Consider the following 25,424-nt stretch of genomic DNA (forward strand, 5'->3'; position numbering starts at 1 on the left):
CCACTTTTTACTTGGCTCTTTTTACTTTTTACTTGGCTCTTTTTACTTGGCTCTTTTTACTTGGCTCTTCTCACTATTCACCTACCATAAAACACCCCAAAATTTTGAACCGTTTCATACCAACTATCCGACTCTTCAATATACATCGATTCCAGTGGCAAATCTAAAGTAAACCCTTTCATACCATCGTTAACACAATCCATTACCGCCAATCGGGCATTTTCAGAATAATTTTCCAATACAAAGGCTAATATATAAATCGATTCCTGATTACGAAGCATCACAAAATGATACACCTCTTTAATATTGCTATTCTTACTAAAAGCGGCCAGCAATTGACTCTTATTAGCACCATCAATAGGATGTTGCGGAAACCCAACTTGCACTTGTGTTTCTTCCTGTACCGTAGTAGTAGCAATATTTTCTCTGTTGCGTTCCAACACAAACATAGTCTCTTGATCACTGTCGATAACGATACGACCAAAATTATATTGTTGAGCCATTTCCATCACTGCGTGAGCTGGAATAGCCATATATGCGGTTTCTTGATTAATCCATTTGCTCAAGGCCGTTTCCGAGGTAAACACCCCAAAAACCAGTAACCCATCCACATCAAAAACTGAAGTAAATCCTACTGTCGCTCCTTTTTTAAGCGTATGCCATGCATCCGATGTTGATTGTTTACCATCAGAAGGCACTACTAAAAATGCACGCGGACCATACAACTCGTCCATCACTTTTTTATAGTTTTCGGGTGTTTCATTTTGATGATACGTCTGTATCAATTGCAATAAAACCGAATTATCAGGTGTAAACTCGGATTCTTTTTTTTTGAATAGTTTGTTGAAGATATTCATTCTATTTTTTACCTATTAATGGTTTTAACTGTTTAGATAATTCAATTTCTAAAATAGAAACAAAATCATCCATATCATTATCAAATACAAAATAGTTTAAAACTAAAGGAGGAAATTTTTCAAAATCATACCAGAATTTCAATTGTAAACCAGCTGTTTTAGGACTTGGAGCCCAACCGCAATGGGTAATTATTCTAAACCAAAAGTCTTTCTTTACTTTGCCCACATATAATGTTTCAGTTGACTTATTTTCAAATTTATTTTTTATAGCAGAAACAGCTCTTTTATATTCTAATGGATTCTTTCGATAATTATCGTAATCCGAATTATATTCTTTTGACTTTATGATATTTGTATAATCTAAAAAGTCATTTCGTAACTCTTCTTGTCTGTTAAAATTTTCCTCAAATGAAAACCAATATAAAACTGGATTGCTTTTTATAGCTTTAATTTTAGCTTTTTCGATTTCAGATTGTTTCTCTTCCATACCTTCTTTTGGAATACTTGAAAAAAAATCTTTATCAATCTTGATAGTTTCAACTTTAAATTCTTTTGATAATTGTTTTTTGAGTAACTTTTTATATTTACCCAAACCTTTTGATATAAATTCTTTATTCATTTCTAAGCCCTCCACTCTTTAAACTGTCCTTCCGCCTGTTCCATGATTTCTTGAAGAATAGCATTTAATTCTAAAATACTTACTTTACCTCGCAACTCTTTTTTGACTGCTAAACGAATAGCAGCTTTCGCATCTTCTTTATTTGTCCAGTCGATTTGTAGGTTACTTTTTACGGCTTTTACTACGTTGTGAACCACGTCTTGAATTGGACCCGCTTCGTTGATGATGTCTTTTTTAGCGGCTAGAATATCATAGAACGCTAACTCTTCATCCGACAAACCTAATTCCGATTTACGCTTGTCTTCGTCTTGCATTTCTTTAGCACGTTCTACTAATTCTGCTATTGTAGTATAAGAATCAATAGCATTGGCGTGGTAACGGTCAATTACTTTTTCTAATTCTTCTTTAAGTGAAGTGTATTTCTTAATATTCTGAGGCAAACGCATTCTGATTTCATCTTTCAAAATATTCTTTAAAAGTTCAATCTTAATCGCAATACTGTCTTTATCTTTTTTAACGCCTAATAAGAATTGTTCATCTAAAATAGAAATATCGGCTTTCTCAATACCTGCCATCGCAAATACATCAATAATATCATCCGATTCGATACTTCTACTGATGAGTTCTTTGATTTCGTTTTGAGTGGCTCTACCATTTCCTTTTACGGTTTTAGCATTTCGTATGGCTTTGGATACGTGTTGCGAAAACAAAATATCAATGGCAAATTCCTGAATTTCAGGTTGCGATTTTACAATGGATAACAAACCTGTCAGTTTTTTTTCTTCCATCATAAATTGGTCGGCAACTTCATCATATTTCAATAAAGCGTTTAAAGCTTGTTTTACCAACAACATTTTATCACTTTCACGTAAAGCTTTCCACTGACTGTAATCAATAGTCTCGGGTAGCATATTTTTACAAGCTTCCACTTGATTGAAGAACATATTCAAAGCCTGTTCCATATCAATGGTAGGTTCTCCTTTTCCACCGCCACCTGTATATTTATCGGTTGCTTTTCTTAGTTGGTCGCCAATACCGATGTAGTCTACAATAACTCCCGAAGGTTTATCTTTAAATACACGGTTGGTTCTGGTAATGGCTTGCATTAAATTATGTCCTTTCATAATCTTATCTACATACATCGTATGCACACAAGGCGCATCAAATCCTGTTAACCACATATCACGAACAATAACAATTTGCAACGGGTCTTTCGGATTTCTAAAGCGTTTCTTTAACGCTTCGGTAGCTTCTTGTGTTCTAATATGCGGATTCCATGCTACTGGATCTTTAGAAATATTTCCTGTCATTACCACCGCAATTTCAGGACAGCCTTCTAATTGCGATAAAGCCTCATACATTTTCACGCTATTTCTTCGGCTCATACACACAATCATAGCTTTTCCTGGCAACGTATCGGTACGCTTAGTAAAATGACTCAATATATCTTTAGCAATCTTTTCTACACGTTCCTGTGAACCTGCGGCATCTTCTAAAGCTGCCCATTTTAAGTTGCCACTATCTTCTTGTTCCCAAGTTAGTAAATCTACATCCGAATCTAAATTTTCATTGGCTAAATGCAACTTGGCTAAACGGGGTTCGTAATAAATAGGAACTGTTGCTTTATCATCTACGGCTTGTTTGATGTCGTACACGTGAATAGTTTCACCAAACACTTCTTGTGTATCGGCATCTTTGCTATCTACTGGCGTTCCTGTGAATCCTATAAACGAAGCATTAGGCAAGGCTTTACGCAAATTAGAAGCAAAACCATCTAACAAACCATATTGCGTTCGGTGGGCTTCATCAGCCATCACAATGATGTTTTCACGTTCCGATAAAATAGGATGTTCTAATTCTCCTAAGGTTTCATCATTTCCTGATTTCAAACGGAATTTTTCAATCGTGGTAAAAACCACACCGCCACTTCCTGTGGATAATAATCGTCTTAAATCATCGGTTGAATCGGCATGTTGTACATCGCCTACTAAGTCTTTGGCTAACACAAAGTTTTCATACAATTGAAAATCCAAATCACTTCTATCTACTTGTACAACGATGGTTGGATTTTTCAATTCGGGTAAGCTACGTAAGATACCAGCATAAATAGCCATAGAGATACTTTTTCCGCTTCCTTGTGTGTGCCAAATGACCCCAATACGTCCATCACCATAAGGACGAATGGCTTTTTTAGCGGCTTCAACTGCAAAGTTTACCCCAAAGAATTGGTGGTATTTTGCGCCTTTTTTAATCAGTGTCCCATTGTGGTCTTCAAAAAAGACAAAGTTTTTAATATAATTCAGTAAACGTTCTTTTGGAAACAAACCGAATAACAAGGTATGCATCTGAAAATCGTCTTCTACTATGGTAGTGCCGTTTATACTTTTCCAAGCCGCATACCATTCGTTGGAAGCGTTGAACATACCGTGTTGGGCTTCGTTACCGTCGCTTACTATGGTGGCTACGTTGTATTCAAACAAAAGTGGAATATCTTTGGTGTAGTGCTGAATTTGATTGAATGCTTCTTGTAAATTGGTATTTTCATCAAACCAGTTTTTCAATTCAAAAACGATTAAAGGCAAACCATTTACATACACAATCACATCGGGACGGCGTTTGTTTTTGCCTTTAATACTCAATTGATTCACTACCCAAAACGTATTATTTTCAGGATTTTGAAAATCTATAGGATATACGTGAACGGCTTTTTCATTACCGTTAGCGTCTTGGTATTCGTAATCTAACCCTTTGGTGAGTTTTAAATGAAAATCTCGGTTGCGGTACAACAAATCAGCGCCTTTATTGTTTACAAACTCCGCCACAATTAACGGATACAACTCCGCAGGCAAATGCGGATGCTGTTGTTGTATAAACGCTAACAACGTAGCTTTATCCACCACTTCGTTTTCTGGAAACGTAAACGTAGTGCCGTGTATGTGGCTATACCCTAAATCGGTTAACCAATCGATGGTAGCTTGTTCTATTTTGGCTTCTGTTGTCATAATATAATTTACTTTATGTCTTACAACTAAAAGATTTGCTGCTCGTTGTACTTAAAATTTAATAATACTGCCTCTAATTCCTTATTTTCACAAAATTCTTTTACTAAATGCCAAGTTAGAAAATGCATACTATTAAGAATAGTAACCGTATCAGAGTTAGCATTGCTTTTTACAAAATTATTTATTTCATTTTGTGTGGAAGGGATTAGCCCTATATAATAAGCATCACAGTTTTTTACTTTATTAAAGGCATTTTTAACAATATCGTTTTTGCCTATACTTCTTTGGGTCTCATACCACGGTTCCTCTACTACCTCATTATTACTAATTTTTTCAGCATTATCGATTAGTAGTTTTTTCAGGTGTAATTGAAAAAATAAATTGGATGTATTCTTTTTGAATTTGCCTTCTTTATTAAATTCTTCATATTGTTTTTGAATACTCCAATGCTTTTTTTGATAGGTTTTGACTTTTCCTTCTATGAATAATACTTTACTTTTTTGATTGTTCTCATAATGCATGATAATGACTAAATCAGCATCACCAAACTGTGAAAAAGATTGTTCTAACAAAATATCATAGCTTTTTGGTTTACCCTGTTCAAAAAGCGTGGGTATATTGATAAGACTGATAAACTCATTCATAAGCGATACATCATTACCTATTGTAAATAGTAATGAATTTATAATACCTCGCTCTGAATAACCATACATAGCCATATTCTATTTTTTAATTCCTAAACTCCTTCAACCTTACCTCACCACTAATTAACTTAGGCAATAAAGTATCCCGCAATTGGGTTAAGGTTTGGTATTCTCTGTAATTATTCAAATATTTAGAATCGATATCTTTTACTAAATCATTAAAATTATCAAGTACTTCTTTACATGGAACTATAAACTTTAAGTTTTCTAATTCTGTTTTATTTACTGAACCATAAACAGTTCCATCACCAATTTTATCATCTTCTGTAAAAAAGTTTTTTAATGAATAAAACAAAAATCCATTATTATCGTGATTTTTTAAAGTCATAGAAGACAAACCACGACCTAAAATAATCTTATTTTTTGCAATATTTAATCTTCCGACAGGAGCTCTAACACTAAACAATATATCGCCTTCCTCTGCAAAACGATTACCTTCAGTTGAATACGTTTTATCTTCTGGAAATCTTTCACCATAATTTGTTACTCCTTGATGAAAAGGTAATCCTTCATTGTTTAAATTGTAAAATTCAGACTTTGGAGATTGTCCCATTGTCAAATTAACAAATTCAACCAATCTCTTCACCTCCCAACCCTCAGGTATCCTTCCCAACTCGCTTTCTACAAATTCCCCATCTTGAAACGGACCAAAATCTACAAACCAGTGTTTGTATAGTGCCATTGCCATTTCTTCAAGGGTTTTGTTGATGGCAAGGTTATTTTCGATTTTGTCGTCGATGGCGGAAAGGATTGAGGCGATGGATTTTTGTTCTTGGAGTGGTGGAATCAAGAAATTTAATCTTTCAAAAGTTCCTAAATTTATATTGTCTTGAACTGAACCAATTGAATGTGACTGTACTTCTTTTTTAAAATGTTGCATTAAATATTCAACAAAATCAATATCACATTTTTCTTTGTCAGCAATAAAACCTATTATGCTATCTGGAAAACAAGCAGGATAATTTAATATTGCAGTTTCAGCAATATTTGCAGCAATAGTTATACACATTGTGTCTTTAGGCCACAGTTTACTTTGTGCTAAACCTGCATCACTATAAGTTTGCGAATGACAATTTAATCTATGATTTGCAACTTTAACATCTCCTGTTTGAATAAATGGAAATTCACCACCATATAAATGAGATGCATCTCTAGGTCGATGTTTAGATTTACCTCTTGCTATTGTTCCAATATCAGAAAGTTTATATGTTTTCCAGTTGTTTGGCATTTAATTATTTTAATTTTGAAACAATAGATTTAATACTATTTAAAATTTCTTTTAAATTTTGATATTTATCTTGATTAGATTCATAAGGATATAATTTAGTTAATTCTCTTAGAATAGCAATTTTATTTATTCCTCCATCAGCATAATTTTTAAAATGATCATTTATTGTATCTAAAATCGGAATCTTGTATTTTTTTATATCAATAGGTTCAAATTCTTTTTTCCATTCAACCGTATCAGCTACAAAAGCATAATAGCTATTATAAGCATCCAAATAAGATTGTTGGTCAATCATATCTTCAATTGTCCTTTTATTTTTATCATTTATTTTTTCATTCAAAGTAAGATAATCCCAATTCTTATTATCTATAACGTAAGTTTTAAATTTAGGTTTGTTAATTTCATTTAAACCTGCATCATCAGAGTCTAATAAAACTACTCCCTTTAACCCAAGGCTATTTAGATATCTAACAGATGGGACAACTTCTGTAGCTGTATCTGCACTAAATATATGAATCCATGATAATTCTTCTAACTCAATATCTTCATGAATTAAAAAGTGTAGTATAAATTTATCTGCATTTCCCTCAACCACTAAATTAATATCATTAACCAAAAATGAATCGTTTAATAATAGTCCTAATTCTTTTCTTAATATTTGATATTTATTTGTATATACTTTTGTGATTAATTCAGTACCATCATTTCCTTTTTTAACTAAAATTAAATTATCAGGTTTGTTTCTATAAACTAAAAAAGGATTATGAGTTGTGTAAACAATTTGATCTTTTTTTACTATTTCTTCAAATATTTTTACCAAATCCCTTGCTCCTTCAGGATGTAAAGAAACCCCAGGTTCATCTAATAAAAATAAGTTTTGTTTATTTTCAAAATTGTTTAAGAAAGTTTTATTTATTAGAAATGCAAAAAAATATTGAAAGCCAACACTCCTATCACTCAAATTATAAGATCGTTTTGAATCATCCTTAAATTTTAAGATAAATTTATCACCAACATAGGTGATTTCAACTCTTAATGATTTATCTTGTTTATAATTCTTTTGCAAAAGTTCAGTTAGTTGTTCATTAACAGAGGTTAATCTATCATATAATTTTTCAACGTTTACAACTTTTAAAAGATTGATGTCATTAATACCTCCAATATGAAATAACCTTCTAAAAGATAAAGTTTCTGATGAAGTTTGAATTAATTCCTCAAATGTTAATGGTTTAATTATTAATGAATCATTAGTAAATAATTCAATATTTGGTATTAATTCTTCAAAAATTACTTCTTTTACTTCTTCATATAATTCACTTTCAACTTTATCTCTTAATTTAACAGATTTATTATTTCCATAAATAAACTCTATTTCTATATTATCAGTATCTTCATCTTCAACTTTCAATCTCAACCATTTATATGAAAATTTATTTTCAATAGATTTTCCATTCTCATCAAATTTAAAAGGAATTGTTTTTTCAAGATATTCTAAATCATATTCATCCAATAAAAAATAACCAGTAATTGTTGGAAGTTTATCTAAATCATAGCGTTTTGAATTTTTATTTATTTTATCAGCACTAAGTATATAGTTATAATAATTTAAATGGCTTATCGCATCTAAAATAGAAGATTTGCCAGACTCGTTTTTACCAACTAAACATGTTATGTCATGTAGAGTTAAATTTATTTTCTTAATCGATTTAAAATCTTCAATTACTACTCTTTCTAAAAACATATTTATAGTTTATTAAAATTCTCCAAAATCTTTTGCTGTAACTCATTTCCTTTAGCAAACTGCTCTTGTAAAGTAGCTTGTAAACTCGCCATTTTATCTTCAAACAAAATACCATCATCTGCTACTTCTTCGGTGCCTACATAAATACCAGGAGTTAGTTTGTAGTCTTGTTTTTGTACTTCTTCTAAAGTGGCAGCGTAGCAGTAGCCGTCTATGTTTTCGTATTTGGCGGCTGAGGCTCTCGAAGTCCGCCAAGCGTGGTAGGTTTGGGCTACTTTATCTATATCGGCATCGGTAAACACACGTAGTTTACGGCTTTCCATAGTACCCATTTTGCTGGTGTCTATGAATAAGATTTCGTTGGTACGTTCACGGTGTTGGCCGTCTTTGCCGTCTCGGTTTTTACTTAATATAAATATACAAGCAGGTATGCCTGTAGTTAAAAACAATTTATCAGGTAAACGTACAATACAATCAATCATACTGTTGTTTACCATAAACTCACGTACGTTTTTCTCCCCTTTGTTGTTGGAAGTCATGGCGCCATTTGCCATAACCACACTCGCTGTTCCTTTGTTGCTCAAATGGCTCCAAAAGGTTTGCATCCACATAAAATTGGCATTACCATCGGTTGTAAATTCTTCTTTGGGTCCAAACAAGCGTGGGTCGTTTTCAGGTAAGTCTTCTGGGTGCCATTGGCTCACGTTAAAAGGCGGGTTTACTATAATGTAATCAGCTTTTAAATCAGGAAACTGGTCGTTCAATAAAGAGTCGCCCAAGCGTACATCAAAAGATAAATCACGCAACGCCAAGTTCATTTTACACAAACGCAGCGTTCCATCGTAACGTTCTTGTCCGTAAATAGCAATGTTCCGTTTGTCGCCTCCGTGGCTTTCTAAAAACTTCAAGGATTGCACAAACATTCCACCACTACCACAAGCGGCATCAAAGATTTTACCTTCATACGGTTCAATCATTTCTACCATCAAACGCACGATACTGCCTGGCGTAAAAAACTGCCCTGCACCAGAACCTTCTGCCAAAGCAAACTTGCCAATATAGTATTCATACACACGCCCTAACACATCACTTTCAGGGTTTTCCTTTTGCGATAACTTAGGATTAGAAAGTAAATTAATCAGTCCACCCACTTGGCGTGCCGTCAATTGGCTTTTCACAAAAATACGTGGTAAAATCCCTTTTAAATCGGGTCTAAACTTCGCCAAAGTAGCATCCAAAACATCAAAAGCATCATCTACAATGACTTTGATATTGTCTTGTTCGGCATTCGCTTTTAAGTATTCCCAAGTAGCTTCTTTGGGAATGATATAGACATTTTTAGATAAATATTCATCCGCATCTTCCAACACATAGTTAATTTCTGCTTCGTCTGTCGTAAAATAATTAGAATTTTTGTCGTGTACTAAAGCCGTCAATTCTTCTCTACGCATCTCATATCGCTCGGACATGTGCTTTAAGAAAATCATCGGCAACACATAGTCTTTGTATTGATTCTCAGCTACTGCGCCACGCAATTCGTTAGCGGCTTTCCAAAGTTCTTGTTCAAAATTAATATCGGCTTTTACGGTAGTTTTACTCATAGTGGTTTTAAAAATCTTATAGTCCCAAACATAACGAAAAAAAAGCATCCATACAACCCGTAAAAATACCTGTTTTTCAAACCAGGTAAAAATACGGGGATACCCTCGCGAACAAAGGTAAATAAAGGGCTCGTGCAAATTTTACGGGAATCCGTAACGGGAAGTACAAAAAATAAAAACGCGAGCAAGACCCAAAAGTCAGAAAAATCTGTTCCTTTTGGAGTCTTGCTGGCGTTTCATAAAAAGGCTGCTTTTTTAACCCTCTATAGCAACCCTTAAAAATACGGTTTTATGGGTACTCAACTTACAAATTCGGTAAAAATTGAAGCCCAAAACCAATTTTAGTACTTCGAACCGAGGCTTCACTTCCAAAAGTAGCCACATTAGCGGAAAATCGAAATTGATTCAATAGCGTCACCCCTATAGTAATCTTACCCGATAAGAAACCATCTGTGTGGTCTATCTGCAAGGCTTCATAAAACGCTTTGGTCGCCAAACAGTAATAACTCGCATTAGCTACCATGAAAAAATTAAACTTCTTGTTCTCAGAGCTGATGTCGCTGTAAAGATTCAACCCCAAAGAAGTATTGTAAGTAGAAGCCGTCAAATCGTTACCATACCCTTTAATATCTGAAGCTGCCTTAATATTGGCATAAGCATAAAAGTTAACCAAATCATCACTGCTGTTCCCTCTAATCGTAGTAAGTAAAGGCGCTGTCAAATCAAAATAAAAGTTTCCCCCACCATTGATCAAACGCTGCAAAGCTTCTACACGCGTATTTTCACTAGACAACGAATCATTGGAAGCCGTAATCACCGTACCAAAAGTAATGCGCAACATCCCCATATTGTCCGCCACAAGTTCAGATTGCCCCGTTACCCCATTCGGACTCCCCACTACAGCAAACGCATTCAAATAGTTGGTTTTGTTGGTCGAATTATTGTAAGTATCCTCAAAAAAAGCATCACGGTATTTTTTATCCTTAGACGGCAACCACCACGAATAATTATGCGTTGCGGGATTCAATTTGCGGTCCCTTTCAATTTCCAATCGTCCTTTATCCCGCTCCAGTGCTTGAATCTCACCTTCATATTGATCCATTCTACTACGGTTATCATCCGCTTCAGCCAGCTTCATGTCCGCCTTCAACTTTGTTATTTTCCCCTCAATCTTAGCCAATTGATTGGTATAATAGGCCAAATTGGATTGGTAAAAATAATTGCCTTCAATGGTCTTTTTAATTTCTGCTTCCACCCCCTTAATTTGGCTTTCCTTCGCAGCAATCACAGATTGTTCATTGCCTTTTTGCCCCTTCAATGTTGACAATTCATCTTTTAAAAGAGAACATTTCGAGTTCAAAGAGTCTAATTTTTTTAGTTCACTACTACTCACCTTTTCGTTAGAAAAAGTAGCCGTCACATTAATAGAGGGCACCTGTGCCACCACCGACACCACACCAAAAACACAAAACAGTAAAAAATAGTTTTTTTTCATCATCTGTAAGGATTTAATTGATTAATAATAAGAACGTTAGTATTCAATCCTTTCAAAATTAGACTATTATTTCCACAATTCATACCCGTAAAAATACCTGTTTTTCAAAACAGGTATTTTTACGGGGGTACCCTCGCGAGCGACCGAAAACAAAGGTTTTTTGTAATTTAAAAAAACGACAAGAAAAAAGATAGTGGCTTCGAGAGCCTCAGCCACCATCTTTCACCACTCACTTCTCACTTCTCCCTCTTCACTTTTTACTTGACTCTTTTTACTTGACTCTTTTTACTTGACTCTTTTTACTTGGCTCTTTTTACTTGACTCTTTTTACTTGGCTCTTTTTACTTGACTCTTTTTACTTGACTCTTTTTACTTGACTCTTTTTACTTAACTCTTTTTACTTGGCTCTTTTTACTTGGCTCTTTTTACTTGGCTCTTTCTACTTGACTCTTTTTACTTGACTCTCTTTACTTGGCTCTTTTTACTTGACTCTTTCTACTTGACTCTTTTTACTTGACTCTTTTTACTTGGCTCTTTTTACTTGGCTCTTTTTACTTGGCTCTTTTACTTCTCACTTCTCACTTTTTTTCGGGTTATTAACAATTAACGCTCCTTTTGAGCAAAAAAAGCGTCTTTTTCGATTGAGATATTAACCAATAACTAACAACTTATCAATAATATAACCGATGATAATCAATAACTTATAAATTTTATAAATTAATTTCAACTGTTTTCTGTTGAAAATTTACTTAGCAAACCTCTAAGATATTTCCGATATTTGTAATCAGAAAAATAATAATCGCCATGAAGCAAGAAAACAACGAAGTAACCCTACTACAATCGAAAGTAGCCGAGATGGAACAAACCATCAATTTATTACAACACCAAGTAACACATCAGGAAGTATGGTTAGATGGGTCAGAAATAAAAATAAAATTTAAAATTAGTGATAGTACGCTATACCGCTACCGCAAAAACCACATCATTCCTTACACCAAGTTAGGAGGACGCTACCTCTATCCAAAAAGTTTCTTTACAAAATCACTATTCAAAAAAATCCACAACAGCGATTTAATGTAGACTTTTTTGCCGGCTCAGGCGCATTAGTTAACCTACTAATTCTTTTCAATAGCACAGTTGCAGCACCCCCTTGTCAAAGCAACACCACCAATAAGTAGCACCCCTTCCCACACTACACCCTTATCACTATTCACTTCTCACTTCTCACTATTCACTTTTCACTATTCACATCTCACTTCTCACATCTCACCTCTCACTATTCACATCTCACTATTCACTTTTCACTATTCACTTTTCACTATTCACTTCTAACTTCTAACTTCTAACTTCCTTCTTCCACATTCCTCCCACCTTTCTTCGCAAAAAACCTTCTTTTTAGCCAGCTCATCCGAACAAGACCCGAACGAAACCCGAACAAAACCCCTATAAAAACTAGTCAAACTAGTTAAAAATAGTCAAGACCGGTCAAAACCAGTCAAAACCTATCTACTTTAGGCACAAGCAATCAGCTCATGTCAATCCTAATCAATCGCCTTTAAAACATGTAATTTATAGTTGAAATAAACCAAATTAAGTTGTTATAATTCAGCCACTTGTACAAAACAAAAACACGCTTTAGCTTTGCTCTGTTCTTTGAATGCGCGCTTCAAAAACAAAGGTTATTTATTAATTCAAAATTTTTTATTTACAAAATGGGAACTTATAACAAAGGAATCCTAGGAGCATTTTCAGGGAAAGTGGGTCCAGTAGTAGGCGCCACATGGCGAGGAAAAGAGGTAATGCGCAGTTTACCTAAAAAAAGTAATCGTGTAGCTACCGCAACACAAGAATTACAACGCTTGAAATTTACAAAGGTTACGGAATTTTTACGTCCGTTAAGTCCCGTGTTAAAGCGGTATTATGGAAATGACACCGGAACCAAAACCCGTAGAAATCAAGCCATGTCGTATCACATGAAAAACGCGCTTAATTATATGGATCCTGATTTTATATGGGATTATCAAAAAGTACAAATAAGCCGTGGCGATTTAACAGGGTTTGACGATGTAGCTGCAACCCCTGGAACAGGGCAAAGCATCGATATCAACTGGACCAACAACAGTGGACAAGGAGAAGCTTTGGCAACAGACAAATTGGTCTTAGTTATCTACGAAGAAACCACAAACACTAGTTTGTACAGCCTAAACTCAGGTGAACGTGGTGATGAAACGGCAAATTTTAGTGTACCTGCTTTTTTGAGTGGATTGCCTGTTCAAGTGTGGGCTACCTTTGTAACAGCTGATGACAAAAGCTTTGCTACAAGTCTTTACTTAGGAGAAGTTACGATTGCCTAAACACCTCTTCTTAGTTCAGTGTTCAAGCCACTAAGAAACAAAACTCTTTACCGATTGGTAAGGAGTTTTTGTTTATAAGTAACATTTTTTATAAATTATTCTGCGTTTTTAATTGTTGAGTTTTTTTTACAAAGTTTATTAAATCATTTAATAAATTACTTTCCGTTTCATTTAAACTTTTTTCCGTTTCTTGAATTTCAAATTCTCTTTTGGGTAGTAAGAAATCACCATTGTTTAGTCCTATTAAAGAAATGAACAAATAGTTTATGGAAAATATTTTTAAAATTATGATTAGTTTAGAAATGAAAGTGACGTTTTTTATGTATCTTTTTTCGTGAATACATTTTCGTGATACATAAATCAAAAGAAGTAAGTTAAAGAAAATTAAAACATATAGGTTATCACGGCTTTGATTTAGAATAAATAGTTGAAATAACGAAAATGCTAATGATAGGATGATAGAATATAAAAAATAATAACTACCCCATTTTAATTCTGCTTCAAATTTTTCTTTTATTTCTTCTGTTTCCATCTTTTTAATTTTCCTCTTTTTACAATTTTTATTTAGGAGCTATTTTTGTTGTAGGCTTGTTACTAACACGTACTACTGATAAAGATTCGCTATTGAAATACCTAATATTGAGGCACTCGAAACCACCGAAACCATTACCTTCGAGTGCCTCAGGCAACGGTTACAGTAATTCTGATGAAAATTGATTATTGTGAATATCTAGATGGTGGCTGAGGCACTCGAAGCCACCATTCAAAAATTATTGAACGCGAGTAAAAACAATTGTTTCTTCTTTTTTAAATGTTTTTGGTCTAACATTCTCATAGCCTAAACACAATTTAAACGAATCATCATCTATTTTTTGAGCAATACCTAGTAAAGAATTACTATGTTTTTCTCCTACAATTTTAACAATAATATCTATTTTCATTAACGCCTCAGAGTCATCAAACTTGTAGGTCATATTAGCTTTTTTACCATTCTCAACAAAATCTTTCCCTCCCATTTTATTCCCTTTGCTATCTTCAAAATAGGCATACCCATCAGCCTGAAAAACAATATAACCAATTTCTTTTTTATCATCACCTCTCCATTTACCCACAATATTAAATGTAGGCTTTTCAAGAGACGTAAATGAATTTAAACTCAACGTAACTACTAATAAAAAAATAATCTTCTTCATACTAAAAGGAATTAAATATAATAACAACCAAATATAAAGAAAAAAGCAATAAGCAAACTAAAGAAAACGAAACCCACTCCCAACTAAAAATTATATCACTAAAATAATAGCCGCCCAAAATAAAAACTCATATTACCACTTCTCCCTTCTCACTTCTCCCTTCTCACTTCTACCTTTTCCCTCTTCACTTTTTACTTGGCTCTTTTTACTTGGCTCTTTTTACTTGGCTCTTTTTACTTGGCTCTTTTTACTTGGCTCTTTTTACTTGGCTCTTTTTACTTGGCTCTTTTTACTTGGCTCTTCTCACTTCTCACCTCTCACTCCACCATCTGCATGCCGACAAAGACAATACCTTATCAAAATTTTAAATATATTTGTAAAGTATAGCATGTTATAAAACAGCACCAACCCATGATGAAATTTTTTATTGCACTAATAGTCCTTAGCAGCTACAACAGCTTCAGTCAAGAAAAAGGACACCTCACCTACAAAGAAGTCTTTCAAGACACCACACGAATCATCCTTACAGAGGAAAACAATACCTACCAACCCGATTATGTAGTTACAATCAAACACGACAGGAATTTTAATGAGGCACTAAACACCATTAAAAATGAACCAAAAAAATTCCTAATTGTAGTGTATGATGCACCAAATATAGAAACATATAACAACTACCTACATTATGTAGGCAACTATGTGCTTGATACACAGCGTCACATGTATTATGGCTATGAAAAAGAGTTTGATCGATTTGAATTCTGCTTTATCAAAAATACAGACAAAGCATACACCAATACTTTTAAAAAGCAAATGAATGCTAGTATTGCCTATTACAATGCCTCTGGAGATTGTTTATATTATTTAGAAAGACCCGTAGCCGCTGAAATGGAATTCTACGAATGGGACACCTTATACAAGGATTTGATTAACGCTAATAAATTAGTGACTTGCGACAAATTATTTACTGCTGAAAACACAAGTATTAAAGACATGAAAAATGCTTTTCTCATAGCCTCCGACATCAACCATTGGGAAACAGGTGATTTCATTATGGCAGACGAAGAAACTGAAGAAACATTGAATTATTATAATTATTTAGACGAAGCCGAGCAAGGATATCAACTAAAAGCCAGTAAAGAACTGGTTATACAACGATGGAAAAATACAATTGAAATTCTTGCCAAAGAAAGCACCCTTGACAATCGAATCATTAGTGCTATTATTAACGAACTTTCCAGACAAGGCTTTAGCAAAGCACTTTTTAACGAATCGAATAAATTATTACGGGAGGATGACTTTGTAGCACTAGCCTACCTATTCAATAACTATGACGAAATTGTAACTAAAACAAGAGCGGATTATGACTATTTGTATATGAATGAACACAGTCTGATTTACAGCATCATGATACCTCTAAGAGAAACTATGGACAAAGACAATCAACCAAGTAATGAATCAGTCCAAAAAGCCATAAACTATTTCCATAAATTAATGGCTAACTATGAAGAGAATACGATAATTGAAAGTTACTTTATTTATTCTTTGAGTTTTACCGATGAAATAACAGAATTCCTAAAAAATTATGACCATTATTTTGCCAAATACGCAAATGGTTCCACCAATTTAATCACAAACTTAGACAAATATTACAATCTAGAAAAAGAGAGTAATGACGCATTACAATGGGAAAATTATAAAAGTGAATTTGTTGCTTTAGCTAATATCTCTGCAACCTTTATATTAAACCATTCCAAAGAGAAAGATAAAATTCAAAAAGCCATTTATTGGCTAGAAACATGCTTACCGATTGATGAGAAAAAATATGAAAGCTTTGCTACTTTATCCAAACTATATTATTTTTTTGGCGAAAAAGAGAAAGCATTAGCAATGGCAGTTAACGCAATAGATTATGCAAAAAAAGAAGCTGTCGATGAAGAATTGCTTTCCGAATTGGTAAAGAACAAGAAAAAAATAAAAGAAAACACCTATTAATTAAATGCAACATATGAAACCTTTCAAAATACTCCTTCTTTTTTTATTAGTGATTACTTCCCTAAACACCTTTTCACAAACGCATGAAAAAACAAATTGTACAGTACTCAAAGATTGCAAATTGCAATACTTTGAAATAGATAACACCACAACGTATATCATCATCAAAGGTCCTAAATTTGTTGAATACATAGATGGCGGTAAAAATTACATCAAATCCGATCTAGAATGGATTAACGAGTGTGAATACAAAGCAACAATAACTGAAATTACTGTTCCAAACACCCCTTATAAAATTGGAGATTACATGACCGTAAAAATAGATCGTATCAGTAACAAAATTGTGTATTACACTGCCACATTCCAAGGTTTTTCCTTCACTGGAAAATTTAAAATTATAACGTAGCTTTTATCTGCAACATTCCAACAAAATCATTATGACAAACGAGGTAATACATTTTCAAAGTTTCCTCACCTCATAGCTTTTAAAAATTTCTAAAATTCCTTCAATCTGTGTTCCAAAAACCTGAAGCTAAATACAATATTTAAATTCCTTTTCATTAGCCTTCGACAAGCTCAGGATGACAATCATGTCAATATATTTCTCTAAGATTTCCCCTATAGCTTTTAAAAATTACTTCAATTCCTCAAATCTGTGTTCCAAACCTAAAACCTAAAACCTGAAACTTGAAACTTGAAACCTGAAAAATTCATTTCCATTAGCCTTCGACAAGCTCAGGATGACAATCATGTCAATATATTTCTTTTAGATTTTCCATATAGATTTTAGAAATTTCTAAAATTCCTTCAATCTGTGTTCCAAAAACCTGAAACCTGAAAAATCCCTTTCCATTAGCCTTCGACAAGCTCAGGGTGACAATCGTGTCAATATATTTCTTTTAGATTTTCCATATAGATTTTAGAAATTTCTAAAATTCCTTCAATCTGTGTTCCTAAAAATGAAAATCCGCCACCATCCAAGTGCAACGCCCTCAACACCATCCACATCAAAAATCCGTCACCACCAGCGCTTTGCAAAGCAAACCCGTTTCATCCGCGTGCTAAATTATTTAAACATATAAGTCATATAAGTGAAAGTAAAATAAGTGCAACGCTAAGCTAATTTAAGTCCATTTAAGATTTTAAAGATTTCTAAAATTCCTTCAATCTATGTTCCAAAAAAATAAAAATCCGCCACCACCAAGTGCAACGCCCTCAACACCATCCCCATTAAAAATCCGCCACCACCAGCGCTTTGCGCAGCAAACCCGTTTCATCCGCGTGCTAAATCATTTAAACATATAAGTCATATAAGTGATGGTGAAATAAGTGCAACGCTACGTTGATTTAAGTCCATTTAAGATTTTAAAGATTTCTCACATTTCCCAAATCCGTGTTCCCAAAAATAAAAATCCGTCACCATCCAAGTGCAACGCCCCACTATACACTATTCAACCCAATACTAAAAGTACTCCCTAATCCCAATTCACTTGTAACAGCAATCGTACCATTCTGAGCTTCAATAAACTCCTTACTAATTGCCAAGCCCAAACCTGTACCCGATTTGTTACTACCTGGAATTTGGAAATACTTATCAAAAACTTTTGATTGATAACGCTTATCGATGCCTTTGCCATAATCCTGAACCTGAAAAATCACTTGCTCATTATCGGCCTTTAACTTGACGATTATTTTACTTTGAATAGGTGAATAGGTAATTGCATTGGTTAAAAAATTTATCAAAACCCAACCCGTTTTTTCAGCATCCGCTTTCACCATTGGAAGATTTGCTTCGGCATCAATGTGTATGGATATCAGTTTCTGTTCTGTTTGAACTTTTACGGCATCAACGGCATATTCAACTATTTGATACGGATTGCTTTTCTCAATACTCAAATGAATATTGCCCGTTTCTAATTGCGAAATATCCAATAATTCCCCCGTAATTTTTAATAAACGTTGGCTATCTTCTTTTATGCTTTCAATCAACTGCTTTTGTTCCTCATTAATCGTACCCGTTTCTTTGTTCTCTAATAGTTGCAAACTCAATTTAATAGCAGAAATAGGGGTTTTTAATTCATGCGAAACAGTAGCAATGAAATTTGTTTTTGCAAAATCCAATTCTTTAAAAATAGTGATGTTGCGCAAGATAATCACATGACCAATAGTGATGGTTTTATCTTCACCTGTTGGTGTTATGGTAATGTTGACCCTTTCTTTTTCAAAATAACTCTCTCTCCCATCGGCAAAAATTTTGATGGGTAATGCCTTTTGAAAACTAGTTGTATTGACTAACAAAGTACGTATTAAATCGTTTTCCAAAGCCAAATGCACAGCCGATTTACCAATTACCTCCTCCTGTTTTAATCCAATAATTTTTAAGGCCTCATCATTTACAAACAAAATCATATCTTGATTATCCAAACCAATAATCGGATCATGCATGTTGTTGATTAAGGTTTCTAATCGCTTTTTCTCAAACGAAAGTTTGTACAAATTACTACTGTGGTATTCTTCTAATTTTTGTGCCATGGTATTGAACGAACGAGCCAAATCGCCAAACTCATTATGGTCTAAAAAGTGTACCCGTTCAGAATAATTTTTATTGGCAATTTCTTGAATACTAGACGTGAGTTCTTTTATAGGATTTGCGATGTTGTTAGGCAAACTCACCAATAAATTAAACGCAATAAGAAAACAAAATACCCCAATAAGAATGACCCAAAAGTTAGCAGTTTCAGCTGTTTTTTTGGCCACATCACTTTTCTGTTTGATGGCATCCATATTGAGCTTCATAATCTCAAAAATGTTTTGGTGCATTTGAGACACAATACTATCCGACAGCGAATTGGCTTTCAGGAACCGAAAGTTATCGCGCAATTCATACGTGGCATTGTCTTCGCCAAATTCAGTAATATTTCGCAACTGCTTGTTTAAATTAACCTCAAACATAGCAACCGCTTGGGGTTTGTCTTTATTGATTGCATCCAACGCCAAAAGCATGTTTCGAGAATATTCCAGCGTTTCATAATTGGCCTTAAGTATATTCTGCGTATCTTTTTTAATTGAGTGAATATAAAAAGCACTCAATAGCGAAAGGATTATTATTAGTAAAAATAATAATCCTACGCCTAGATTTAATTTGGTTTTTATTCGCATTTTTTCTGAATTATTTAGCCGTGAAACGCAAAAGGAAACTTTAATCTCCCCATTACCTATCACATCTCACTTCTCACATCCCACTTCTCACTTCTCACATCTCACTTCTCACATCTCACTTCTCACATCTCACTTCTCACATCTCACACCTAAGATAAAATCACAAGATCAATATTAGAAGAAGAAAGGTTATTCAATAATTTATTAAACACATTAGAAGACAAAATTACTTTAAATAAATTTAAGTGCGGTTTCCCGATACACACTGTGGTGATATCTTTTTGAGCGACAACATCTAGAATGGCATCTGTTATTTTTGGGCTTTGCACTTTGATGATTTCTGCACCTAATTCGGTAGCCATTTTAAAATTATTGATTAAGTGGCGTTGTTTGTCCAATGCAATCTTATCGCTACTTTCTTTAGGTGTTTCCACATACAACACATACCAAATGCTGTTGTAATAACTAGCCAATCGTGCCGCTTTTCGAATTACTTTTTTAGCCGTTTTGTCGTTGCTACTGATACATGCTAGTAGTTTTTCATGACGTAAAGCTGTGTTTTTAGGGACTTCATTTTCTACCTTTCGAACCACTTGGCTTGCTACTTCTTTTAAAGCCAATTCGCGCAATTGAAGAATTTGATCGGATTTAAAAAAATTGTTTAATGCCGTTTCAATTTTATCTGGTGTATAAATTTTACCTTCTTTTAGTCGAGTAATCAATTCATCTGAAGTCAAATCAATATTCACCACCTCATCCGCCAATCGCAACACATTATCAGGTACACGCTCTTGCACATCCACATTGGTAATTTGCTTCACATTTTGATTTAAACTCTCAATATGCTGGATATTTACCGCCGAAATTACATTAATACCCGCTTCTAAGATTTCCAAAACATCTTGCCAACGCTTTTCGTTTTTACTACCTTCAATGTTCGTATGGGCTAATTCGTCAACAATTACAATTTCGGGGCGTAAATTGATAATGGCTTGCACATCCATTTCCTCCAGTTCTTTTCCTTTATAAAAAAGCGTCCTACGTGGAATCACAGGAAGTCCTGCCAACAAGTCATGGGTTTCTTTGCGGTTGTGGGTTTCAATATAGCCTATTTTAACATCAATCCCCTTTTTTAAAAGTGTATGTGCTTCTTGCAACATGCGATAGGTTTTCCCTACACCAGCACTCATGCCAATATACACCTTGAATTTCCCTTTTCTTGATTTTTGAATTAGGTCTAAGAAATGTTTTACGTTTTTTTCTTTTTCAGCATCCATAATGTGAAATGTAAAATGTGAGGTGTGAAATGTGAAATGTGAGAAGTGAGATGTGAAATGTGAGATTTCGTCTTACAACTCACATTTCACATCTTACAATTTTAGAAAGAAATAGCCATCGCTGTTGTAATAAAGAAATTACCAGTAGTAGGCGTATTATCTTTTAAGAAAATTTCATCTTTACTATTCAATGAGCGTGCTTCTATTCTAAATAACACATTATCTGCAACGAAGTAATCAAAGTTTGCCGAATACCCAAAAGTTTTGAAGCCATTAGGTGTTCCTGTTGCAATAATTACCCCGCTTTTATCTTGATAATATTCGCCTCTCGCTGCCAATTGTATTTTAGCAGTAGGTTTGTATTGCGCAATAAGCACAGGTGAATACCAAGTATCATAATCGCTACTTCCGTTAGCTGTTTGTTGTACACCTATGTCAAAACCAGCTACTAAATTGGTTTTTTCAGAAACTTTAAATTGGCCATAGAAGTTATTGAAATAACGCCATTTTCTATCCGTATCGGGTTGTTCATTCCCTACAAAAGTGCTCCAATTCAATGTTGCTTTTCCAGATGGTTTATAAGTAACTTGTGTACCAAAAGCAGGTGTTTGATTGCCATCAACCCTCTGAATACGTTGCCAACCGTTTAAGTACATAGCCGCCAAGTACCATTTTTCAGATTTAGAAGTATACCCTAATTTTACACCTGCTTCGTAATAAGGTGAGTTTTCGGCCAAAATACTTCGGGTTAAGTTCATGCAATCTTTTCCAACTGCACTTTCAAAACCGATATGTGAAGGCATAATTCCAGCGTCAACCCATAGATTCGCTGTTTTTGAAACTTTAACTCCAATGTTTGCCTCAAAAATATTTTTCATCAAATCTTGTTCGGCTGCTAAATTATATTGTGCATAAGTTCCTGCCATAAGAGCAAAATTACCTCTAACAATTCCTTTGGCATAATTAGCTTTTACATAGCCAAGATTTAAAGTTGCTTCATTGTGTTTGTTGTAGCTATACATAAAGCCAGGTCGGGTATGATTTTCTGGATTCCCAAAATCATAACTATAATACGTGTCAATATACCCTGAAAATGTAAATGGGTTGGTTTCTTGTGCTACTTCTTGTGCGTTTGCAATTGTGCCTGCAAAAGCTATTAAAGCGGTATATACTATTTTTTTCATTATTACTCTTATTTCAATTGATCTAAAGCAATGTTCAGTTCTAAAACATTTACGGTTGCTGTTCCCATCACTGTTGGTTTGTTACTCATTTTTTCTACTAATTGTTTTACTTTTTCTTCCGATAATTTTCTAGCATCAGCTACTCTTTTTACCTGAATTAAAGCCCCTTGTGGTGAAATATTAGGGTCTAATCCACTACCCGATGCTGTTACCATATCAGAAGGAATGTCTGCTTTTTTCAAGTACGGATGTACTAGTAAAAAAGTGTCTATTCTTTTTTGAACTTGTGCCAAATAATCAGCATTACTTGGTCCTTTGTTACTTCCCGCACTACCCGCTGCATTATAATCAGCTGCTGAAGGACGACCCCAAAAATAGTTGGCTTTATCAAATTTTTGACCTATTTTTTGATAACCAACTACTTTACCATTTACCGAAATGGTTTCGCCTTTACCTTGGTTGGGAGCCAATTGTGCTATACCTAACATAGCTAAAGGGTAAACTACTGCAAACAAAATTACTATTAAAACAGTAAACTTTATTATTGATATTATATTTTTCATTTTTTTATATTTTTAATGTGAAATGTGAGTTGTGAGTTGTGAGTTGTGAGATGTGAGATGTGAGATGTGAGTTGTGAGTTGTAAGTTGTGAGATGTGAGATGTGAGTTGTGAGTTGTGAGATGTAAAACATTGAACAACTTAATACTTTTCACTTCTCACTTTTCACTTTTCACTTCTCACTTTTCACTTCTCACTTTTCACTTTTCACTTTTCACTTCTCACTTTTCACTTCTCACTTTTCACTTCTCACTTTTCACTTCTCACTTCTCACTTCTCACTCTTTACTTTTTACTTCTCACTTCTCACTTCTCACATAATTAAAAGAACATTGCTACTACTAAATCAATCATTTTAATCCCAATAAACGGTATAATAATCCCTCCTAAACCATAGATTAAAAGGTTTCTTTTTAGAATAGCACTTGCTCCAATAGGTTTGTAATCTACACCACGTAATGCCAACGGAATTAGTATTGGAATAATAATAGCATTGAAAATAACCGCTGATAAAATGGCACTTTCAGGACTATGTAAGTGCATAATATTCAAACCTTGTAACGCTGGAATAGATGCAATAAAAAGAGCCGGAACAATAGCAAAATATTTAGCTACATCATTTGCAATTGAGAAAGTGGTAAGCGTTCCTCTCGTCATCAACAATTGTTTTCCAATTTCTACAATTTCAATTAACTTAGTTGGGTCATTATCTAAATCGACCATATTTCCTGCTTCTTTAGCCGCTTGTGTGCCACTGTTCATTGCTACACCAACATCGGCTTGCGCTAATGCCGGAGCATCATTAGTACCATCACCCATCATCGCTACCAATTTCCCGTTTTGCTGTTCGTTTTTGATGTAGTTCATTTTATCTTCAGGTTTCGCTTCTGCAATAAAATCATCTACACCTGCTTTTTCGGCAATGAATTTGGCTGTTAAAGGATTATCACCTGTAACCATAACGGTTTTAACGCCCATTTTACGCAAACGATCAAAACGTTCTTTCATTCCGGTTTTGATGATGTCTTGCAATTCGATAACTCCTTGCACTTGGCTATTTTTGATTACTACTAAAGGAGTTCCTCCATTTGAAGAAATTTCAATGACTTGTTTAGCCGTATCTTCTGGGAATTTGTATCCTGCTTGTTCCGAAATATTTTTAGCAGCATCTTGAGCCCCTTTTCTAATGTTAGTGCCATCTTTTAAAACTACACCTGAAGTTCTGGTTTCGGCTGTAAATTTTATTGTTTGTAAGATGTGAGATGTGAGATGTGAAATGTTTGCTTTCATTTCCCCTTTTACATCTAACATTTCACTTAGCTCAAGAATACTTTTTCCTTCTGGAGTATCATCTGCCAAAGAACTTAAAACCGCTGACTGAATAAACTCTTCTTTTGAAACACCATTGGTTGGATAAAAATTAGTCGCTTTTCTGTTTCCAATAGTGATGGTTCCTGTTTTATCTAAAAGTAAAACATCAATATCGCCTGCTGTTTCAACCGCTTTACCTGATTTGGTAATTACGTTAGCTCTCAATGCTCTGTCCATTCCTGCAATACCAATAGCTGATAATAAACCACCAATAGTAGTTGGGATTAAACATACAAAAAGAGAAATAAAGGCCGCAATAGTGATTGGTGCATTTGCATAATCTGCAAAAGGTTTTAGTGTTACACAAACGATTACGAAGATTAAGGTAAAAGCAGCTAATAAAATAGTTAAGGCAATCTCATTAGGTGTTTTTTGACGGCTTGCACCTTCTACTAAAGCAATCATTTTATCAAGGAAACTTTCGCCAGGTTCGGTAGTTACTTTTACCGTGATTCTGTCGCTTAATACTTTGGTTCCGCCTGTAACAGAGCTTTTATCACCACCAGCTTCACGAATAACTGGTGCACTTTCTCCAGTAATCGCACTTTCATCAATAGTTGCTAAACCTTCAATGATTTCACCATCGGTTGGAATCACATCACCTGCCTCACAAAAGAACATATCTCCTTTTTTAAGTTGAGAAGAAGAAATCATTTCGATTTCAGAAGGGCTAATTTTTCCAACAGCACTGATTTTTTTAGCTGGTGTTTCTTCTCTTGTTTTTCTTAAGCTATCGGCTTGTGCTTTTCCTCTTGCTTCTGCGATTGCTTCTGCAAAATTGGCAAACAAAAGGGTTAAGAATAGTATGATGAATACAATGAAATTATAAGTAAAACTACCTTGATTTTGTGCTCCCATTAAAATGGCAATACACACAATGAACATAATGGCAGTTCCAATTTCTACAGTAAACATTACTGGATTTTTGAACATTACTTTTGGGTTAAGCTTTACAAAAGATTGCACTAAAGCTTCTTTTACTTGCTTACTTTCAAATAATGAATTGGATTTATTTTTAGTCATTTTTTTTAGTAAATAAAATGTTATTTGTAAAATGTGAAATGTCTTGCTTTTGAATATATTT

Annotated in this window: 20 protein-coding genes; 4 read left to right on the forward strand and 16 right to left on the reverse strand. The window is 34.2% G+C overall.

The window, feature by feature from the left end:
• Positions 1 to 77: 77 nt before the first annotated feature.
• The 8 genes from G4L40_RS05150 to G4L40_RS05185 form a co-directional block, all read right to left on the reverse strand.
• On the reverse strand, positions 78 to 857 hold the full coding sequence (locus tag G4L40_RS05150; protein WP_166236086.1) for an SseB family protein: 780 nt from the start codon (positions 855 to 857) through the stop codon (positions 78 to 80).
• A gap of 1 nt (position 858) precedes the next feature.
• Positions 859 to 1,476 carry a hypothetical protein gene (locus G4L40_RS05155; RefSeq protein ID WP_166236087.1) on the reverse strand — a complete coding sequence of 206 codons (618 nt, stop codon included), beginning with the start codon at positions 1,474 to 1,476 and terminating at the stop codon, positions 859 to 861.
• 2 nt (positions 1,477 to 1,478) lie between these two features.
• Positions 1,479 to 4,478 carry a type I restriction endonuclease subunit R gene (locus tag G4L40_RS05160; protein WP_166236088.1) on the reverse strand — a complete coding sequence of 1,000 codons (3,000 nt, stop codon included), beginning with the start codon at positions 4,476 to 4,478 and terminating at the stop codon, positions 1,479 to 1,481.
• Between the two features lie 26 nt (positions 4,479 to 4,504).
• A complete protein-coding gene (locus G4L40_RS05165) occupies positions 4,505 to 5,197 on the reverse strand; it encodes a hypothetical protein (protein ID WP_166236089.1) in 693 nt (230 codons plus the stop codon).
• 10 nt (positions 5,198 to 5,207) lie between these two features.
• Positions 5,208 to 6,410 (reverse strand): restriction endonuclease subunit S, encoded by a 1,203-nt coding sequence (locus tag G4L40_RS05170; protein ID WP_166236090.1) that lies wholly within the window; start codon positions 6,408 to 6,410, stop codon positions 5,208 to 5,210.
• Positions 6,411 to 6,414: 4 nt separating this feature from the next.
• Positions 6,415 to 8,151, reverse strand: a complete 1,737-nt coding sequence (locus G4L40_RS05175) for an ATP-dependent nuclease (protein WP_166236091.1) — start codon at positions 8,149 to 8,151, stop codon at positions 6,415 to 6,417.
• 2 nt (positions 8,152 to 8,153) lie between these two features.
• Positions 8,154 to 9,752, reverse strand: a complete 1,599-nt coding sequence (locus tag G4L40_RS05180) for a type I restriction-modification system subunit M (RefSeq protein WP_166236092.1) — start codon at positions 9,750 to 9,752, stop codon at positions 8,154 to 8,156.
• Positions 9,753 to 10,056: 304 nt separating this feature from the next.
• On the reverse strand, positions 10,057 to 11,250 hold the full coding sequence (locus G4L40_RS05185; RefSeq protein WP_166236093.1) for a hypothetical protein: 1,194 nt from the start codon (positions 11,248 to 11,250) through the stop codon (positions 10,057 to 10,059).
• 801 nt (positions 11,251 to 12,051) lie between these two features.
• Here G4L40_RS05185 and G4L40_RS05190 point away from each other — a divergent pair.
• Together G4L40_RS05190 and G4L40_RS05195 are read left to right on the forward strand one after the other, a co-directional pair.
• Positions 12,052 to 12,327, forward strand: a complete 276-nt coding sequence (locus tag G4L40_RS05190; RefSeq protein WP_166236094.1) for a helix-turn-helix domain-containing protein — start codon at positions 12,052 to 12,054, stop codon at positions 12,325 to 12,327.
• A 632-nt stretch (positions 12,328 to 12,959) separates the two neighbouring features.
• Positions 12,960 to 13,601, forward strand: coding sequence for a DUF6266 family protein (locus G4L40_RS05195; protein ID WP_166236095.1), 642 nt, complete (start codon positions 12,960 to 12,962; stop codon positions 13,599 to 13,601).
• 88 nt (positions 13,602 to 13,689) lie between these two features.
• Here the strand turns inward: G4L40_RS05195 and G4L40_RS05200 are convergent, their stop codons facing one another.
• Both G4L40_RS05200 and G4L40_RS05205 read right to left on the reverse strand, forming a co-directional pair.
• A complete protein-coding gene (locus G4L40_RS05200) occupies positions 13,690 to 14,133 on the reverse strand; it encodes a hypothetical protein (RefSeq protein WP_166236096.1) in 444 nt (147 codons plus the stop codon).
• Positions 14,134 to 14,371: 238 nt separating this feature from the next.
• The gene (locus tag G4L40_RS05205; RefSeq protein WP_166236097.1) at positions 14,372 to 14,794 is read right to left on the reverse strand and encodes a hypothetical protein; all 423 of its coding nucleotides are present in this window, start codon (positions 14,792 to 14,794) and stop codon (positions 14,372 to 14,374) included.
• A 411-nt stretch (positions 14,795 to 15,205) separates the two neighbouring features.
• On the opposite strand from G4L40_RS05205, the gene G4L40_RS05210 reads away from it, so the two are divergent.
• Together G4L40_RS05210 and G4L40_RS05215 are read left to right on the forward strand one after the other, a co-directional pair.
• Positions 15,206 to 16,789 carry a hypothetical protein gene (locus tag G4L40_RS05210; protein ID WP_166236098.1) on the forward strand — a complete coding sequence of 528 codons (1,584 nt, stop codon included), beginning with the start codon at positions 15,206 to 15,208 and terminating at the stop codon, positions 16,787 to 16,789.
• Between the two features lie 121 nt (positions 16,790 to 16,910).
• On the forward strand, positions 16,911 to 17,195 hold the full coding sequence (locus G4L40_RS05215) for a hypothetical protein (protein WP_166236099.1): 285 nt from the start codon (positions 16,911 to 16,913) through the stop codon (positions 17,193 to 17,195).
• Positions 17,196 to 17,674: 479 nt separating this feature from the next.
• Here G4L40_RS05215 and G4L40_RS05220 read toward each other — a convergent pair whose 3' ends face one another.
• The 6 genes from G4L40_RS05220 to kdpB all read right to left on the reverse strand — a co-directional run bounded on the left by G4L40_RS05220 (position 17,675) and on the right by kdpB (position 25,363).
• The gene (locus G4L40_RS05220) at positions 17,675 to 17,827 is read right to left on the reverse strand and encodes a hypothetical protein (protein ID WP_166236100.1); all 153 of its coding nucleotides are present in this window, start codon (positions 17,825 to 17,827) and stop codon (positions 17,675 to 17,677) included.
• A gap of 402 nt (positions 17,828 to 18,229) precedes the next feature.
• Positions 18,230 to 19,948 (reverse strand): sensor histidine kinase, encoded by a 1,719-nt coding sequence (locus G4L40_RS05225; RefSeq protein WP_166236101.1) that lies wholly within the window; start codon positions 19,946 to 19,948, stop codon positions 18,230 to 18,232.
• A gap of 149 nt (positions 19,949 to 20,097) precedes the next feature.
• A complete protein-coding gene (locus G4L40_RS05230; RefSeq protein WP_166236102.1) occupies positions 20,098 to 21,225 on the reverse strand; it encodes a sensor protein KdpD in 1,128 nt (375 codons plus the stop codon).
• Between the two features lie 101 nt (positions 21,226 to 21,326).
• Entirely contained in the window at positions 21,327 to 22,409 is a 1,083-nt protein-coding gene (locus G4L40_RS05235) for a porin (protein WP_166236103.1), read from the reverse strand.
• 8 nt (positions 22,410 to 22,417) lie between these two features.
• A complete protein-coding gene (locus G4L40_RS05240) occupies positions 22,418 to 22,972 on the reverse strand; it encodes a K(+)-transporting ATPase subunit C (protein WP_166236104.1) in 555 nt (184 codons plus the stop codon).
• 318 nt (positions 22,973 to 23,290) lie between these two features.
• Positions 23,291 to 25,363, reverse strand: a complete 2,073-nt coding sequence (gene kdpB, locus G4L40_RS05245; RefSeq protein ID WP_166236105.1) for a potassium-transporting ATPase subunit KdpB — start codon at positions 25,361 to 25,363, stop codon at positions 23,291 to 23,293.
• Positions 25,364 to 25,424 lie beyond the last annotated feature (61 nt).

The organism is Flavobacterium celericrescens (assembly GCF_011392075.1).
Lineage (GTDB): Bacteria > Bacteroidota > Bacteroidia > Flavobacteriales > Flavobacteriaceae > Flavobacterium > Flavobacterium celericrescens.

What these genes read in the sequence shown, in the direction of transcription:
- G4L40_RS05150 (WP_166236086.1), bottom strand. Translation starts at nt 857, where the DNA reads ATGAATATCTTCAACAAACTATTCAAAAAAAAAGAATCCGAGTTTACA.
- G4L40_RS05155 (WP_166236087.1), bottom strand. Translation starts at nt 1,476, where the DNA reads ATGAATAAAGAATTTATATCAAAAGGTTTGGGTAAATATAAAAAGTTA.
- G4L40_RS05160 (WP_166236088.1), bottom strand. Translation starts at nt 4,478, where the DNA reads ATGACAACAGAAGCCAAAATAGAACAAGCTACCATCGATTGGTTAACC.
- G4L40_RS05165 (WP_166236089.1), bottom strand. Translation starts at nt 5,197, where the DNA reads ATGGCTATGTATGGTTATTCAGAGCGAGGTATTATAAATTCATTACTA.
- G4L40_RS05170 (WP_166236090.1), bottom strand. Translation starts at nt 6,410, where the DNA reads ATGCCAAACAACTGGAAAACATATAAACTTTCTGATATTGGAACAATA.
- G4L40_RS05175 (WP_166236091.1), bottom strand. Translation starts at nt 8,151, where the DNA reads ATGTTTTTAGAAAGAGTAGTAATTGAAGATTTTAAATCGATTAAGAAA.
- G4L40_RS05180 (WP_166236092.1), bottom strand. Translation starts at nt 9,752, where the DNA reads ATGAGTAAAACTACCGTAAAAGCCGATATTAATTTTGAACAAGAACTT.
- G4L40_RS05185 (WP_166236093.1), bottom strand. Translation starts at nt 11,250, where the DNA reads ATGATGAAAAAAAACTATTTTTTACTGTTTTGTGTTTTTGGTGTGGTG.
- G4L40_RS05190 (WP_166236094.1), top strand. Translation starts at nt 12,052, where the DNA reads ATGAAGCAAGAAAACAACGAAGTAACCCTACTACAATCGAAAGTAGCC.
- G4L40_RS05195 (WP_166236095.1), top strand. Translation starts at nt 12,960, where the DNA reads ATGGGAACTTATAACAAAGGAATCCTAGGAGCATTTTCAGGGAAAGTG.
- G4L40_RS05200 (WP_166236096.1), bottom strand. Translation starts at nt 14,133, where the DNA reads ATGGAAACAGAAGAAATAAAAGAAAAATTTGAAGCAGAATTAAAATGG.
- G4L40_RS05205 (WP_166236097.1), bottom strand. Translation starts at nt 14,794, where the DNA reads ATGAAGAAGATTATTTTTTTATTAGTAGTTACGTTGAGTTTAAATTCA.
- G4L40_RS05210 (WP_166236098.1), top strand. Translation starts at nt 15,206, where the DNA reads ATGATGAAATTTTTTATTGCACTAATAGTCCTTAGCAGCTACAACAGC.
- G4L40_RS05225 (WP_166236101.1), bottom strand. Translation starts at nt 19,948, where the DNA reads ATGCGAATAAAAACCAAATTAAATCTAGGCGTAGGATTATTATTTTTA.
- G4L40_RS05230 (WP_166236102.1), bottom strand. Translation starts at nt 21,225, where the DNA reads ATGGATGCTGAAAAAGAAAAAAACGTAAAACATTTCTTAGACCTAATT.
- G4L40_RS05235 (WP_166236103.1), bottom strand. Translation starts at nt 22,409, where the DNA reads ATGAAAAAAATAGTATATACCGCTTTAATAGCTTTTGCAGGCACAATT.
- G4L40_RS05240 (WP_166236104.1), bottom strand. Translation starts at nt 22,972, where the DNA reads ATGAAAAATATAATATCAATAATAAAGTTTACTGTTTTAATAGTAATT.
- kdpB (WP_166236105.1), bottom strand. Translation starts at nt 25,363, where the DNA reads ATGACTAAAAATAAATCCAATTCATTATTTGAAAGTAAGCAAGTAAAA.